At 58.5% G+C, this 15,849-nt stretch carries 11 protein-coding genes; 5 read left to right on the top strand and 6 right to left on the bottom strand.

The genetic code is table 11. The annotated features are described in order from the left end of the window. The first annotated feature begins 130 nt into the window (after positions 1-130). From cobS to AC2FLD_RS05260, 4 genes are all read left to right on the top strand, one after another. Positions 131-1,117 carry a cobaltochelatase subunit CobS gene (cobS, locus tag AC2FLD_RS05275; RefSeq protein ID WP_050602823.1) on the top strand — a complete coding sequence of 329 codons (987 nt, stop codon included), beginning with the start codon at positions 131-133 and terminating at the stop codon, positions 1,115-1,117. 123 nt (positions 1,118-1,240) lie between these two features. Continuing rightward, positions 1,241-3,118, top strand: a complete 1,878-nt coding sequence (cobT, locus tag AC2FLD_RS05270; protein ID WP_496667813.1) for a cobaltochelatase subunit CobT — start codon at positions 1,241-1,243, stop codon at positions 3,116-3,118. A 137-nt stretch (positions 3,119-3,255) separates the two neighbouring features. Continuing rightward, entirely contained in the window at positions 3,256-5,046 is a 1,791-nt protein-coding gene (locus tag AC2FLD_RS05265; protein WP_496667812.1) for an aminopeptidase P family protein, read from the top strand. A 63-nt stretch (positions 5,047-5,109) separates the two neighbouring features. Beyond that, positions 5,110-5,451, top strand: a complete 342-nt coding sequence (locus AC2FLD_RS05260) for a DUF427 domain-containing protein (RefSeq protein ID WP_496667811.1) — start codon at positions 5,110-5,112, stop codon at positions 5,449-5,451. A 63-nt stretch (positions 5,452-5,514) separates the two neighbouring features. On the opposite strand, the gene AC2FLD_RS05255 is transcribed toward AC2FLD_RS05260, so the two are convergent. Next, complete coding sequence (locus AC2FLD_RS05255) at positions 5,515-6,804, bottom strand: TAXI family TRAP transporter solute-binding subunit (protein ID WP_496667810.1); 1,290 nt, start codon at positions 6,802-6,804, stop codon at positions 5,515-5,517. Between the two features lie 326 nt (positions 6,805-7,130). Here AC2FLD_RS05255 and AC2FLD_RS05250 point away from each other — a divergent pair, with 326 nt between their 5' ends. Next, on the top strand, positions 7,131-8,498 hold the full coding sequence (locus AC2FLD_RS05250) for a DUF3179 domain-containing protein (protein ID WP_496667809.1): 1,368 nt from the start codon (positions 7,131-7,133) through the stop codon (positions 8,496-8,498). Between the two features lie 3 nt (positions 8,499-8,501). On the opposite strand, the gene AC2FLD_RS05245 is transcribed toward AC2FLD_RS05250, so the two are convergent. The 5 genes from AC2FLD_RS05245 to ftsZ all read right to left on the bottom strand — a co-directional run bounded on the left by AC2FLD_RS05245 (position 8,502) and on the right by ftsZ (position 15,684). Further along, positions 8,502-10,187, bottom strand: coding sequence for a chloride channel protein (locus AC2FLD_RS05245; protein WP_496667808.1), 1,686 nt, complete (start codon positions 10,185-10,187; stop codon positions 8,502-8,504). A 100-nt stretch (positions 10,188-10,287) separates the two neighbouring features. Further along, positions 10,288-11,937 carry a DNA repair protein RecN gene (gene recN, locus AC2FLD_RS05240; RefSeq protein ID WP_496667807.1) on the bottom strand — a complete coding sequence of 550 codons (1,650 nt, stop codon included), beginning with the start codon at positions 11,935-11,937 and terminating at the stop codon, positions 10,288-10,290. A 36-nt stretch (positions 11,938-11,973) separates the two neighbouring features. After that, positions 11,974-12,816: an outer membrane protein assembly factor BamD gene (locus AC2FLD_RS05235; protein ID WP_496667806.1), complete on the bottom strand. Its 843-nt coding sequence runs from the start codon at positions 12,814-12,816 to the stop codon at positions 11,974-11,976. A gap of 126 nt (positions 12,817-12,942) precedes the next feature. Beyond that, complete coding sequence (gene lpxC, locus AC2FLD_RS05230) at positions 12,943-13,863, bottom strand: UDP-3-O-acyl-N-acetylglucosamine deacetylase (RefSeq protein WP_496667805.1); 921 nt, start codon at positions 13,861-13,863, stop codon at positions 12,943-12,945. A 213-nt stretch (positions 13,864-14,076) separates the two neighbouring features. Further along, entirely contained in the window at positions 14,077-15,684 is a 1,608-nt protein-coding gene (ftsZ, locus tag AC2FLD_RS05225) for a cell division protein FtsZ (RefSeq protein ID WP_496667804.1), read from the bottom strand. Between the last annotated feature and the right edge of the window lie 165 nt (positions 15,685-15,849).

The raw sequence follows: 15,849 nt of genomic DNA, 5'->3' as shown, positions 1-15,849 counted from the left end.
GGGCCAGTTTGAAAGAAAAACCTGCTCACCTTTTCACGCGCGCCGCTTTCCCTTGCCCTTGCCCGCAATATGTTGCACCACACACGGGTTCAAACCCGGCAAGGCGGGTCAAGGTATAAGGACGAGGCGAATGGCTGACGGATCGAACGACGTAAACGCAAAACCCACCGAAGACATCTCGGTCCGCGACGTATTCGGCTTTGACACGGAAATGAAAGTCAAAGGCTTTGCCGAGGCCACAGACCGCGTTCCGGTCGTCGACCCGACCTACAAGTTTGACCCTGAAACAACACTGGCCATTCTGGCAGGTTTTTCGCACAACCGTCGCGTAATGATCCAAGGCTATCACGGCACCGGCAAATCGACCCATATCGAACAGGTCGCGGCGCGACTGAACTGGCCTGCCGTTCGTGTAAACCTGGACAGCCATATCAGCCGGATCGACCTGATCGGTAAAGACGCGATCAAGCTGCGTGACGGCAAGCAGGTCACTGAGTTCCACGAAGGCATCCTGCCCTGGGCGCTGCGCAACCCCGTCGCCATCGTGTTCGACGAATACGATGCAGGCCGCGCGGACGTGATGTTCGTGATCCAGCGCGTGCTGGAGCATGACGGCAAGCTGACCCTGCTGGACCAGAACGAGATCATCACCCCGAACCCAAATTTCCGTCTGTTCGCCACCGCCAACACCGTAGGTCTCGGCGACACTACGGGACTCTATCACGGCACCCAACAGATCAACCAGGCCCAGATGGACCGCTGGTCGCTGGTTTCGACACTGAACTATCTGAGCCACGACGCCGAAACGATGATCGTGCTGTCGAAAGCCCCGCACTACAACACCGCCGAGGGCCGCAAGACCGTCAGCCAGATGGTCACCGTCGCCGACCTGACCCGGACCGCCTTCATGAACGGCGATCTGTCCACCGTCATGAGCCCACGAACCGTGATCAACTGGGCCCAGAACGCAGAGATTTTCCGCGACGTTGGCTATGCTTTCCGCCTGTCCTTCCTGAACAAGTGTGACGAACTGGAGCGCCAGACCGTGGCCGAGTTCTATCAGCGTTGTTTTGACGAGGAATTGCCCGAGAGCGCGGCGAGCGTGAGCCTGGGATAAACCGCTGAATTGCGCCCGCTTGCGGCCGCAATGCCTCCGGCGGGGATATTTTTAGCCAGATGAAGGCGGATCCGGTTTCTCTGCTATTGGATATTGGGTCTGCAATGTGAAAGGCTTGGGGACATGGTACAGAAGAACGACAACCCTGCTGATCCGTTCAAGAAGGCTCTGGCCGAAGCCACCAAGGTCATGGCCGATGACCCCGAGTTGTCGGTAACCTACACGGTTGATCCTTCTGGCATGTCCGGCGAGTCGATGCGCCTGCCCCAAGTGTCGCGACGAATGACACGCGAAGAGGTGCTTCTGGCGCGCGGCACGGCGGATGCTCTGGCATTGCAGCGCCGGTATCATGATGACGCGACCCATGCGCGCTATGCGCCTCCGGGTGATATGGCGCGGGATCTCTATGAGGCGATGGAGACCGCTCGCTGCGAGGCGATGGGCGCGCGGGATATGCCCGGCACCGCCAGCAATATCGACGTTAAAATCGGGCATGAGGCGATCCGGCGCGGCTATGACCAATGCAAGCAACCTGCCGATGCACCTTTGGCGGTGGCCGCAGGGTATTTGATCCGGCATCTGGCCACCGGGCGCGATCTGCCACCTGCTGCCGAAAACATCATGAACCTGTGGCGTGGGTTCATCGAGGAACAAGCTGGTGGGACATTGGAGAATCTGGATGAGATTCTCTCGGATCAGGCCGAGTTTGCCAAGTTCGCGCGCCAGATGATCAAGGATCTTGGCTATGGCGACCAGCTGGGTGATGACCCCGATGAGCTGGATGACGAGCAGGAAGATCAGGGCGAAGAAGACGCAGAGGAGCAACCCGATCCCGACAGCACCGGTCAGGATGATCAGGACGAACAGGACGCGGATGCGACCCCTGAGCAATCTCAGGAAGAGCAGCAGGATCAGTCACAGGCTCAGGTCTCGATGGACGAGATGGCCGAGGATGAGTTGGGCGATGAGGCGGAGATGCCCGAAGGTGAAGCTCCGCTAGAGCCCCCTGCACCGTCTCCTGCGTCCGAGGCGGACCCGGATTATCGGGTTTATCTGGACACATATGATGAAGAGATATCGGCAGAGGATCTGGCAGAACCGGCCGAGTTGGAACGTCTGCGGGCTTATTTGGATCAGCAGTTGGAGCCTCTGAAAGGGGCGGTTTCGCGTCTGGCAAACAAACTGCAACGCCGTCTTCAGGCGCAACAGAACCGTAGTTGGGAATTCGACCGCGAGGAAGGTATTCTGGACGCCGGTCGTCTGGCACGCGTTGTGGCGAACCCAACCACACCGCTGAGCTTCAAGGTCGAGAAAGATACCGAATTCCGCGATACAGTGGTGACGCTGCTGCTGGACAATTCGGGCTCGATGCGAGGACGCCCAATTTCCATTGCCGCCATCTGTGCGGATGTTCTGGCGCGTACATTGGAACGTTGCAATGTGAAGGTCGAGATCTTGGGCTTTACCACGCGGGCGTGGAAAGGCGGTCAGGCGCGCGAGGCTTGGTTGAACGATGGACGACCACAGCAACCCGGGCGCCTGAACGATCTGCGTCACATCGTCTACAAGGGTGCCGATGCGCCCTGGCGTCGGGCGCGACCCAATCTGGGCCTGATGATGAAAGAAGGCCTGCTGAAGGAAAACATCGACGGTGAGGCGCTGGAATGGGCGCACCGGCGGATGCTGGCGCGGCGCGAGCAGCGCAAGATCCTGATGGTGATTTCAGATGGTGCCCCGGTCGATGATTCCACGCTGAGCGTGAACCCGGCCAACTATCTGGAAAAACACCTGCGCGATGTGATCGCCATGGTGGAAAAGCGCAAGATAGTCGAGCTGCTGGCCATCGGGATCGGCCATGACGTGACCCGGTATTATGACCGCGCCGTGACCATCACAGATGTGGAACAGCTGGCAGGTGCAATGACCGAGCAACTGGCGGCCCTGTTCGACAGTGATCCACGCGCACGGGCGCGTGTAATGGGGATGAAAAAGGCCAGCTGAGGCTGGCCTTACCTCTGGCGGGAGAATTTTGGAAAAGAGGAAGCACCAGAGGGGTGTTCAGATCATGGCATCCTGATCTGGACATTTCCCCAGTTGCGCCTCAGGGTCTGCCGGAAACGCAGCGAAAGAGGCCTGTTATGTTCCAATCCTTTCAAGTGACCGCGCGCCCGGAACAGGGTCCACCAAGATTGGCCGCATTGCGGGCGGAGATGGCGCAGGCAGGTTTGGACGGGTTTCTGATCCCGCGCGCAGACGCCAATCAAGGGGAATACGTGGCCCCACGTGATGAACGCCTGGCCTGGTTGACCGGCTTTACGGGCTCGGCCGGGTTTTGTGTCGCACTGCGCGATGTGGCGGGGGTGTTCATTGACGGGCGGTATCGCACTCAGGTTAAGGCTCAGGTGGCCGAGGATTTCACACCGGTGCCCTGGCCCGAAGTCAGCCTGAGTACCTGGTTGAAAGAGCAACTGCCCGACGGAGGTAAAGTTGGGTTTGACCCTTGGCTGCACGCGGCAGGGCAGATTTCCAATGCAGAACAGGATTTGAAAGGCACTGGCATAAAATTGGTGCGTTGTGACAATCTTGTAGACCGGATCTGGGCGGATCAGCCCGCCCCGCCGATGAGCCCGGTCAAGGCGCATCCGATTGAGTTCGCCGGGGAAACGACAGACAGCAAGATTGCTCGTCTGGCTGAGGGTTTGCAACGGGATGGGTGCTGCGCGGCAGTGATCACCCTGCCGGACTCAATCATGTGGCTGTTGAACATTCGCGGATCGGACATTGCATATAACCCCGTGGCTCATGGGTTTGCTGTGTTGCACGCCGATGGCCGGGTCGATCTGTTCATGGCAACCGAAAAGCTGGCGGAGGTACGGGATCATTTGGGGCCGAGCGTGGCTGTCCACGACCCGCGCACGTTTCTGGATGCGATTGCGGTATTGGAAGGGCCGGTGCAGGTAGACGACGGCACGCTGCCTCAGATCGTGGCAGACGCGTTGGGCGACGCCATGACAGACGGGGGTGATCCTTGCGCCTTGCCCAAGGCCTGTAAAAATCCCGCTGAGATCGCAGGCAGCGCCGAGGCACATTTGCGCGACGCAGTGGCTGTGATCGAGACCTTGTGCTGGCTGGACGAACAGACCCCCGGCAGTGTGGCCGAGACGCAAGTTGTCACACAACTGGAAGAGAACCGGCGCAAGGACAATGCGCTTCAGGATATTTCGTTCGACACCATAGCTGGGACTGGACCAAACGGTGCCATCATGCATTACCGCGTGACCGAAGAGACCGATAACCGGCTGGAAAACGGTCATATTCTGGTTCTGGACAGTGGCGGGCAGTATCTTGACGGCACCACCGACATTACCCGGACCGTTGCCATCGGTGATGTCGGCACAGAAGAAAAAACCTGTTTCACTCGTGTGCTAAAGGGCATGATTGCCATGTCGATGCTACGTTGGCCCACCGGGTTGGCGGGGCGCGATATCGAATGCGTGGCGCGCGTGCCGTTGTGGTCGGCGGGGCAGGATTTCAATCATGGGGTTGGCCACGGGGTCGGTGCTTATCTGAGCGTGCATGAGGGGCCGCAGCGCCTGTCAAAAGTCAGCCATGTACCGCTAATGCCCGGTATGGTCCTGTCGAACGAACCGGGTTACTACCGCGAGGGAGCGTTTGGCATCCGCATCGAAAACCTTGTGGTCGTGGAAGAAGCCCCCGCCCTGCCCAGCAGCGACGCAGAGCGCACCATGCTGAACTGGCGCACACTGACTTTCGTTCCGATTGACCGCAGGCTGATCCTGGTGGATATGTTGACGCCTGACGAACGCGACTGGCTGAATGCCTATCATCGCGACGTCGCGGAAAAGATCCGCCCCAGGCTGGGACATGACGCGCAACTGTGGTTGGATGCCGCAACTGCTCCAATCTGACATCGACCTGTTACATAGAACGGGCAGAGGAGTGGCCCTAATACGACGACGGAAGGAAATGGAATGACTGAGATCACGATCCAAAAAGCGCCAGGCAAATGGAGTGTCCGCTCGGGCGGTGCGATTCTGGGCGAAACAAACAATGCGCTGGAACTGCATGAAGGCGACAAGGATCCTGTGATCTACTTCCCACGCAACGATATCGCGATGGCGTTTCTGGACCAGACTGACAAGGTGACCCACTGCCCCGGCAAGGGCGATGCGACCCATTTTTCCATCGTCAACAAATCATCCGTGACCCAAAACGCGGTCTGGAGCTATGAGAGCCCGATCCCGGCTGTGGCCGAGATCAAAGGTCATCTGGCGTTTTACCCGGTCGACTCGGTGAAGGTGGAGCAGATCTAGCGCAGCCTGAGACACATTGTGGGCCGCAGTTGACCTGTTGGTTATGAGGCGAACTGGTTTGAATCAGAAGCCCGCGACCGGATTGGGCTCTTGTTCGGCTGCTCTTCGGCGCGTGATCTCTTGTCGAATTAAACCGATATGCAATCGCGCGTCATATGCACCTTGACGGTAGGCAAGCGGTAACTTGAGGTTGGCAATGCTGGTGTCCAGCTCTTCGATGCTGTCGGCCACTGCATCCACGTCGCTTAGCGTCCGAGCCTGCCCCAACTCTTCCTCAAGCGCTGCGATCCGCTGATAAAAACGCCAGACACGGCGTTTCTGGAACCACACATACCCAGATGGAACGATCCGCAAAAGCGGTGCGAGGAAAAGTAAAGGCAACAGTAACAAAAGAACACGACCAAACTGCGCAGCAATCCAATAGGGCAAAATGGAATGCAACAAGTTTGGCCCGGAGTTTATCAGTTCTTCGGCAACTTCGTTTAATGGAGCGGGCGGAGACTCCGTTTTCGGGTATTCCCTTGAACCCTGCAGAATGTCGGGCTGTCCATGAATGATCTTAGCTGCGGTAACCAGCCGATCTGCGACGGCCGGGTGCAGATCAGGCCCGGCAATCATTGATGCCCTCAATGCAAGGATCTTTACATCCTCGGGCGGTCTTGGAGGATCAAGAGTGATCGACCCAGCAGGCACGGTCACCGAACTCGCCCCTCGGAGCTTCAGTGCAAGCGCGTCGACTAAAGCCATAGGGACGAAGTCTATGTTTGGATCAAAAATCGCGTCCATCAAATAAGGCGCATCCAGAGGTGCGACAAACAAAGCTGCATCAGCTTCGTTTGAATAGAGCGCATCGATGGCTTCTGAGCCACCCGCATCTACCAGCGTGATTCCCGTGTCCTCAAGCTCTGCCGCTTCGATCAGGGCAATGGCAGCCGCGCGGGTTCCCGACCCTTCTACCCCAGCGGCAAGACGGATGCCCTCCCATTTCCCTGCATTTCCACCGATTGAGTTTGGCTTTCCGCGAAACACCACCATTGGTTCAAGAAAAATGGCTCCCAACGAATGCAAGTCACCATCTTGAGGAAGATCGAGACCACCTTGAACGAACGCGACATCGACGTCACCGGAAACAAGCTTCTCTATGTTCTCTACAGAACCTGCGGTCTCAACCAAATCAATGTGAATGCCGTCTCGGGCCAGTTCTGCTTTGTAAAGTTGCCCGATCTGCCAATAGCCCCCTCCGCTCACTCCGGTCGCAAGCCTTATGCTGCTTGGCGGTTTCAAACCAAGAATCAGAGACGCAATCATCCCGACAAACAGGATAGGAAGAAGAAGAAAGATGAATACACGCATGAATTCTCACATTCAGATGATGCGAACTGTTTCTTAAACCTCGCTTGTCCGCATTCTTCGCGTCAACGAAAATCAATCGAGCGGAGCAGTGAATGACGCGTTAGGCGAAAAACCTGGCTGATCTTTGGCTGGCAGAATTGGGGCAACTTTGTTCGCACGAAAGCTCAGTCGGCCAGCAGCCGTTTCCAGAAACACCTCATCAATCAACCGGCCGGTTCTTTTTTACTTGGCCACGGATCTTACGTCGGAACCCTCCTCACACATCTGTGGTATGCAAGTGAGCGGTATTTACGGCACACTTCCTTCGGGTACTACCGGAGGCTTCCATGTCGATTTCACGTCGCGGTTTTACAGGGCTGATCGGGGCCGGTGCACTTGCACCCGGCATGCTGTGGGCGCAGCAGGATCCGGTTCTAGAGGCATTGCGCAGCACATTGGACGGGCGCCGGACAGCGTTTGAGGACCAGATGGCTTACCTCAGGGATCGCGACCAGCCGGACGTTGTTCCCGGGTTGTTGACCGCGATGCGCTATGCAGATCGCCGACGGGATGAGATTGTCGAGGTGATGGAGGCCCTGACCGGACAGCGTTATGGTAACGACTGGTTCGAGTGGATGCTGTGGCAAGAACGGAACTCGCAGATTGTCCCCCACCCCTCGCTGATCCCGTTCAAACGCGAAGTTCTGCTGCAGATCGATCCGAACTTCGATGTGTTCCTGCGGCCAGAATATCTGCAACGCGACAGGATGAAGATACGGCTGGAAGAAATCGCGTGGGGCGGGGTGCATAAGGATGGCATTCCTTCGCTGGACAACCCGACCCTTATCTCGCCTTCGAATGCCGGATATTTGAAAGGCGACGATCTTGTTTTTGGCGTGGCCATCAACGGGGATGAGCGTGCCTATCCGCTTCGGATTATGGGGTGGCACGAGATGTTCAACGAGGTGATCGGCGGTGTGCCCGTAGCGCTGGCTTATTGCACGCTCTGTGGATCGGGTATCTTGTTTGAAACACAGGTTGCGGGGCGGCGAAAACCGTTCGTTTTCGGCTCGTCAGGTTTCCTCTATCGGTCGAACAAGCTGATGTTTGATCGCGAGACACATTCGCTGTGGAATCAATACACCGGCAAACCTGTTGTGGGGCCCTTGGTGAACAGCGGAATCGCGTTGAAACAGCGCCCGGTGGTGATCACAACGTGGAACAGCTGGAAAAATTCGCACCCCAAAACGCGCGTCCTGTCGCTGAACACCGGGCATCGACGCAACTATGGCTCGGGGGTTGTGTACCGGGATTATTTCGCCTCAAGCGAGTTGATGTTCCCCGCTGTAGTGGAAGAGACACGACATCGGCAGAAAGACTACATTTTTGCCGTGCGTCAGTTCGGGGCCGCGCGGGCCTGGCCGCTGAAGGCATTTGAAAGCAAGCCGGTGATCAATGACGCCATTGCGCAGACACCGCTGGTTCTGATCGGCGATCCAAAGGAACGCAGCGTGCGCGCCTATGAGCGTAAGGGCCATACGTTCAAAGCTACGCAAAGCGGTTTGCAGGATGGCGCGGGTCAAAGCTGGACCGTGACCGAAGACGCGTTGATTGGACCGGATGGCACGCGCTTGTCGCGGGTTGCCGGTCATATCTCGTACTGGTTTGCATGGGACAATTACTTGGGAGATGCCGCCAGCGTTTTTGGCGGGTAACCCTTAGGAATGCTCCTCTGCCGCCGTTGCAGCCAAAGCTCGGTTATACGCCTTGAGCGCGTCAACGTGATAGAGCGCCCCTACAGGCGTCTCTGATCCATCCGATTCGATGATGACAACCGGGATACAAGGGATGTCATCATGGGCAAAATAGGGCATCGCGGCTTCCAACGTGGCGCTGGCTTGAATGCACATGCCCTGCTCGATCAATTCCAGGGCTTGTTCCTTTGTAATCGAACGCGGATCGCCGATGGGGCGCATCACCGCCCCGGCGCGCAGCATGGCCAAAAGGTAAGCCTGCGGTCCGGCAGCCAGATGAACATCACGCCGTTCCAGCTGTGTCAGGAAGAAAGACCGGTCCACAAGACGCGAGGCCAGTGCCGTGGACATGGAAACCGTCACCATCACGGCAAGACCGATCTGCCAGTCACCAGTCAGTTCAAAAACAATCAGTGTGGTTGAGATAGGGGCGCCCAGAACCGCCGCAGCTACAGCACCCATTCCGGCAAAGGCATAAAGCGTGTGGGTGCCGGAAACATCCGGCAACAACCCTGTTGCGATCAGACCAAAGGCCAGCCCCGTCAGCGCACCTACCATCAGAGAAGGAGAAAACACCCCACCCCCCATGCGCCCGCCCATGGTAATCGCCACCGCAACTGTCTTGGTCACCGCAAACAGAATGGCCGTGGTCAGCACTAAATCACCGGTCAGGGCGCGAATTGTCGTCTCATACCCCACGCCAATGATATGCGGGAACCAGATTGCCATCAGCCCCAGCATCGCGCCAGACACCGCCGGGCGCAGCCAGCTCGGGATGGACAGGCGGTTCTGGATATGGCTGCCGATATCCTCGGCAAAAAAGATTGACCGCATCAGCAGCAGTGCGACAAAGCCGCAGATCAGGCCAAGGATCAGGAATGCCGGAAGCTCGACATAGAATTGCAGCGATCCCGGCGTCTCCAGAGTGAATTCGGTAACGTCGCCATATTCCAGCCGGTTGATCACCGTTCCGGCAACCGAGGCGATGACGATTGGTGCAAAGGCATGAACGGCAAAATGGCGCAGCACAACCTCGAGCGCGAACAAAGCCCCGGCGATGGGTGCGTTGAAGCTGGCTGATACGGCGGCTGCGACCGCACAGCCCAGCAGGTCGCGGCCCGTGATCCCATCCGCGTGAATGCGGTTGCTGACCCATGTGGAGATGACACCGGCCATATGCACCACAGGGCCTTCGCGCCCTGTTGACCCTCCGGAACTGAGCGTGATCAGCGAAGCAAAAAACGAAGCGATGCCCGCCTTGACCTCGACTCGCCCGTCAGTGACCGCAGAACCTTCGATGACATCAGCTACGGACCGTACACGCCCGTCATTGGTGAACCGGTTCAAGATCACGCCCACAACCAGACCACCGATGATGGGAATGATCAGGACCATGAACCAGGGCAGTTTTTCAGCATGGCTGTGCAACAGCAAGATATCATCGGTGTCATAAAGATAAGCCTGCAAGCCTCGGATGGCTTTACGGAAACCAAGCGCCATGAACCCTGCAGCGATACCGATGGCCAGTGCGATGAACCAGAACTGGATCTGGCTTGGACCCCGGTGCAGCATCACCCGCCAAGCATCCTTGATCGCGGCCAGAGCCTGATTGAACTGGTTGCGCAGAACGGTGCGGGTCGATTGGGTCATTGGCCCTCGGGGATCATCACTTACACCTTAGTAAGCCACGGAGCGCCCATATAAAAGTGAGATAGCGACAGTGTGAGCATCAATTCACGCCATAGGCACGTCAGGTCTGCAGCAAGGCCCGGGCGGCAGCGCGCGCTTCTTCGGTTATGCTGTCGCCTGCCACCATGCGCGCGATCTCGTCCACGCGGTCCGGTTCGGCCAAGGGAATAACGGTGGACAGAGTTTGCCCCTCTGTCACATGCTTCTGCACGCGCCAGTGATGCGCGGCGCGGGCGGCCACTTGGGGGGAATGGGTGACAACCAGCACCTGCCCGCCCTGTGCCAGCGATGCCAGCCTGCGTCCAACCGCATCCGCCGTAGCGCCGCCAACACCGCGGTCGATCTCGTCAAAAATCATCGTACGGGCGCTGTCATCCCCTGTCAGGCAGACCTTGAGCGCCAGCAGAAAGCGGCTGAGCTCGCCCCCCGAAGCGATCTTGTTCAGCGGCCCTGCCGGAGCACCGGGATTGGTGGCCACGGTGAAGGCCACCGCGTCGGTGCCCTCGGGGCCCGGCTCAGACGGGGTGACTTCGGTTTCGAACACAGCGCGTTCCATCTTGAGTGGGGCGAGTTCGGCCATGACGGCCGTGTCCAACCGCCCTGCTGCGGCAGTACGGGCTGCGCTGAGCGCGGCGGCGACAGTCTCATAGGCAGCCTTCGCCGTGTCCACGGCTGCACGTTTATCTGCCAGATCGGCATCACCTGCATCCAAGCGATTCAGGCGATCGCGCAGCGTTTCGGCAAAAACCCCCAGCTCATCCGGAGTCACGTCATGCTTGCGGGCCAGCGCACGGATGGCAAACAGGCGTTCCTCGGCCTGTTCCAGTTCCGCCGGGTTGAAGTCCAACGCCTGAAGGCAGGCGTTTACACCGTCCTGCGCCTCACCCAGTTCGATCATTGCACGCCCCAACGCGGCAATCGGATCCTCCAATTGGCCACCCGCATTGTCAGACGCACCTTCCAGCCAGCGGATGGCGTCGGACATCGCCCCTTCGGCCCCATCGCCGGACAGCAAGGCAAAGGCACGCGCAACGTCGTCGCGGATACGCTCGGCCCCTTGCATCATGCGGCGGCGAGCATCCAGTTCGGCGTCTTCACCGGGTTGTGGATCCAACTGGTCCAGTTCGGCCACAGCGTGGCGCAGGAATTCTTCTTCGCTGCGGACAACCGCCAGAGCGGCCTCTGTCTCTGCCAGGGCTTTGCGGGTGCGCGACATTTCAGTCCAGGCCGCGCGGACCTTGGCCAGATGGTCCGAGACCCCGGCGAAGTCGTCCAGCATCGCCCGGTGACCTCGCGGGTTCAGCAGCCCTCGGTCGTCATGCTGGCCGTGCAGTTCGATCAGAGTCTCGGAGAGCGCCCGCAATACCTCGCCCGAGCAGCGGCGGTCATTGACCCAAGCGGTCTTGCGCCCCTCGGCGGTGTTGACGCGGCGCAGAATCAGTTCTTCACCACCCGGCAGGCCAGCTTCGGCCAGAATCGCATGAGCTGGATGGTCGGTGGAGAGTTCAAACTCGGCGACAACTTCGCCCTGTGCAGAACCTTGCCGCACCAATTCGGCCCGTCCGCGCCAGCCCAGCACGAAACCCAGCGAATCCAGAAGAATCGACTTGCCCGCGCCGGTCTCGCCCGTCAACGCGTTCAGCCCCGGTTGGAACGTCAGCTCCAACCGATCAATGATCAGCATGTCGCGGATATCAAGGGCGCGTAGCATCCGGTCGTTAGCGTCCCAGACCAAAGGCCATGGCGATTACAACCACTCACCTTTGATGGTTTGACGATAGATCGTGTTCAGCCAGTTGTTTCCACGGCTCTTGAGTTTCAGCCCGCGCGAGGTCAGCAGCTTATAGGCATCGTCATACCATTCCGTGGATTGATAGTTATATCCAAGGATTGCCCCCGCAGACTGCGCTTCATCCAGCAGGCCGAGGGACAGATAAGCCTCGACCAGACGATACAGCGCTTCGGCGGTATGAGAGGTGGTCTGGAAGTCTTCGACGACAACGCGGAATCGGTTGATCGCCGCGATGTAGTGATCCTGACGCAGGTAATAGCGCCCAATCTCCATCTCCTTGCCGGCAAGATGGTCGAAAGCCAGATCGAATTTCAGAACCGCCGAGGTGGCGTATTCGCTGTCAGGGTAGACCTCGATCACAGTGCGCAACGATTGCAGCGCCTGGAAGGTCAGGCCCTGATCGCGACCAACCTCATCGATCTGGTCATAGTAGCTGAGTGCCAGCAGGTATTGCGCGTATGCTGCGTCTTCATCCGTCGGGTAGAAGTCGATATAGCGCTGCGCTGCGGCCCGGCTTTCTTCGTAGTTCTTGTCCGAATGGAATGAAAACGCCTGCATGATCAGCGCGCGTTTGGCCCAATCGGAATAAGGATACAGACGTTCGACTTCCGAGAAGTACCACGCTGCATCGTCCGAGCGATTCTGCGACAGTTCGTATTCACCACGCGTAAAAATCTGCTCGGGCGTGAACCCTTCCAGATTCTGATCGCGGTCAGCGCCTTTGTTACTGCATGCTGTCAAAACTGCTGCCAGAAGAATCGCACCCGCGAACCTGACTGCCGCTTTGCTGCCAACCATACCGCCCATCCTTGTCGTCTTACTTAATGGGGCTCGCCCCGAATTGAGCCATGGTCTAGCACAGAAAATTCCGGTGCAAAACGCCTTATGCAACTTCTGGCGCAATTGTCGTCAGAGTTGATCGGCTCAGGCAACTTCGGGAATTTCGTTCACGATCAACCCTTGCCCCGGCAGACGCGCGGCCTGTTGCGGCGTGCACAGAACCGGACGCACGGCACCCGGCGTTTCAAACAGGTTGCGCAACAAGGTGTTGGTCAGGGAATGGCCCGACTTGTTACCGGTGAAGTGGCCCAGAATCGGACCACCTGCCAGATAAAGATCGCCCAGTGCATCCAGCATCTTGTGACGCACAGCTTCGTCCGCACGACGGAAGCCGCCGGGCGTCAGCACCTCGTCGCCCTGAACAACAACGGCATTGTCCAGCGTACCACCCAAGGCCAGACCGTTGGCACGCATGGCTTCGACATCGGTGCGACGGCAGAACGTACGGCAATCGCTGAGTTCGCGTGCAAAAGAGCCGTTGCGCATATCCAGCGTTTTCGTCTGGCTACCGATGGCGCTGTCTTCGAAATCGATGTGGAAGTCGATGATCAGGCCGTCCGCAGGCACGATGCTGGCGTCTGCGCCTTCGCGTGACGCGGTCACGGGTTTCAGAACTTCATAGGCCAGAACCGGGCTGGCCTGGCGGCGCACGCCCTTGGACATGATTCCGCGCACGAAATCGATCGACGACCCATCCATAATCGGAACTTCGGGACCGTCAATCTCGATCAACGCGTTGTGGACACCACACCCGGCCAGCGCAGCCATGATATGTTCGATGGTCGAGACCGATACACCCGCCTCATTCACCAGGCGGGTGCAGAGCGGCGTACGCTCGACCGCATGGTAGATAGCAGGGATCATTGCATCGCCCAGATGAATATCCGTCCGTTTAAACCAGATTCCGTGACCGGCGGCAGCGGGCTTGAGAACCATGGTGGCGGGTTGGCCGCCGTGCAGCCCAACGCCTTTGAACGTGACCGGAGATTTGAGCGTATGTTGCAAAATGGGCCTCGGTGAGCAGTGTCCAGCCTGCGAGGGCTGTGTTGGACACTCAGTTAAGGAAGCCTGCGTCAAGGCTCAACTCACTCTTTGTAACCGAATGAAACATGTATGTAACAGATCGGCAAAACCCTGCTTACATCTTCGTAAGATACCATTTTCAAACAATAAAGGGCCGCTGAGAAGCGGCCCTGTGAGTGGATTTTGTTACCGCGATCAGTTGGCTTGACGGCGCAGGAAGGCGGGAATTTCAATACGATCCTGTTCCGGGTCGGCCTCATCCTGGGCCGGTGCGGTGGCTTCGGACTGGCGCAAAACGGGCTGCTGACGTGGTGCTTGCGCCGGTGTATCCGCAGCATGGCCGGTCATCCGATCAATCAGTCGATTGAAGCCAAAACGCGAGCGTTCTTCAGGTTCAGGCTGCGAACCAACCTCGGGCTGACGCGGCTCAGCCGGGCGTTGCGGCGCTGAAGGAACCTTTTGAACCGCCGCCTGCAAACGTTGGAGCGCTTCGGGCGACGGTGTGCCTGCGGCCTGATGCCCGCGTGGCGCGACATAGCTTTCGGGCGCATGTTCGATATGCTCGGGCTGAGGTTCGAATTCGGCCACGCGCGGCTGGTAAGCCGGCGGTGGCAGGTCGTCGCTCTCACGCTCGTCACGCGGTTGGAACTGCGGTTGCGCAGGCTCTTCTGCGGCCTCAAACAGCGAAGGTTCGCGAGTTTCTTCCATCTGAGGCGCCGCGTCCGCCACTTCTGCTGCAACAGGTGCTTCTTCCTGAACGTGCTCTTCCGCCGAAACGGTGCGGGTCAGCGGCTCGGACATCGAGCGGCGCGCAACCGGCACATCTGCGGATTTTTCGCTGGCGTCGATGCCGGTGGCAACGACCGATACGCGCATTCCACCTTCCATCACTGTGTCCAGAGTCGACCCGACAATGATGTTCGCTTCTGGATCCACTTCCTCGCGAATACGATTGGCGGCTTCGTCCAGTTCGAACAGGGTCAGGTCGTGGCTGCCAGTGATGTTGATCAGCACGCCCTTCGCGCCCTTGAGGCTGATTTCGTCCAACAGCGGGTTGGCAATGGCTTTTTCCGCCGCCTGAACAGCGCGATCTTCACCGGTCGCTTCACCGGTGCCCATCATCGCCTTGCCCATTTCGTCCATCACCGCGCGAACGTCGGCAAAGTCGAGGTTGATCAGGCCCGGACGCACCATCAGGTCCGTCACCCCCTTAACCCCTTGGTACAGAACGTCGTCCGCCATCGAGAACGCCTCGGTAAAGGTGGTTTTCTCATTGGCCAGGCGGAACAGGTTCTGGTTGGGGATGATGATCAGCGTGTCGACAACCTGTTGCAGCGCTTCAACACCGTCTTCGGCCTGACGCATCCGCTTGGCCCCTTCGAACTGGAAAGGTTTGGTGACAACACCAACGGTCAGAACGCCCAGTTCACGGGCGGCTTGTGCGATGATCGGTGCGGCGCCGGTGCCGGTGCCACCGCCCATACCAGCAGTGATGAAGCACATATGAGCCCCAGCCAGATGATCGACGATCTGTTCAATGCTCTCTTCGGCAGCAGCAGCCCCCACGGTCGGACGTGCCCCTGCCCCCAGACCTTCGGTGACTTTCACGCCCAGTTGCACACGTGCCGAGGACTGACTTTGCTGCAGTGCTTGCGCGTCGGTGTTGGCGACCACAAAGTCGACACCGTCCAGCTGTTTCTCAATCATGTTGTTGACAGCGTTCCCGCCTGCACCGCCAACGCCAAATACTGTAATCCGAGGCTTCAGTTCGTCGTGCCCGGGCATCGAAAGATTCAATGTCATGCTCTGTCCGCCTGTATTTTTGTCCCGCCAAAGCGGTGTTTTTCTTACCTATCCTTGGACGATTCTAGCCGGATGATGCGAAAAGGTCACGTCAAAAATCGCGTTTCACCACAAAATATGGAGGAAATAAGGCACGAACCGGCGGCATTTTGCAGGCTCTGCCAG

This window comes from Ruegeria sp. CDSA021 (assembly GCF_059612325.1).
This window is presented reverse-complemented; position numbering and strand designations above follow the sequence as displayed.

Excerpts from the sequence above, each read along its gene's own strand:
- cobS (WP_050602823.1), top strand. The coding sequence starts at position 131 with ATGGCTGACGGATCGAACGACGTAAACGCAAAACCCACCGAAGACATC.
- cobT (WP_496667813.1), top strand. The coding sequence starts at position 1,241 with ATGGTACAGAAGAACGACAACCCTGCTGATCCGTTCAAGAAGGCTCTG.
- AC2FLD_RS05265 (WP_496667812.1), top strand. The coding sequence starts at position 3,256 with ATGTTCCAATCCTTTCAAGTGACCGCGCGCCCGGAACAGGGTCCACCA.
- AC2FLD_RS05260 (WP_496667811.1), top strand. The coding sequence starts at position 5,110 with ATGACTGAGATCACGATCCAAAAAGCGCCAGGCAAATGGAGTGTCCGC.
- AC2FLD_RS05255 (WP_496667810.1), bottom strand. The coding sequence starts at position 6,804 with ATGCGTGTATTCATCTTTCTTCTTCTTCCTATCCTGTTTGTCGGGATG.
- AC2FLD_RS05250 (WP_496667809.1), top strand. The coding sequence starts at position 7,131 with ATGTCGATTTCACGTCGCGGTTTTACAGGGCTGATCGGGGCCGGTGCA.
- AC2FLD_RS05245 (WP_496667808.1), bottom strand. The coding sequence starts at position 10,187 with ATGACCCAATCGACCCGCACCGTTCTGCGCAACCAGTTCAATCAGGCT.
- recN (WP_496667807.1), bottom strand. The coding sequence starts at position 11,937 with ATGCTACGCGCCCTTGATATCCGCGACATGCTGATCATTGATCGGTTG.
- AC2FLD_RS05235 (WP_496667806.1), bottom strand. The coding sequence starts at position 12,816 with ATGGTTGGCAGCAAAGCGGCAGTCAGGTTCGCGGGTGCGATTCTTCTG.
- ftsZ (WP_496667804.1), bottom strand. The coding sequence starts at position 15,684 with ATGACATTGAATCTTTCGATGCCCGGGCACGACGAACTGAAGCCTCGG.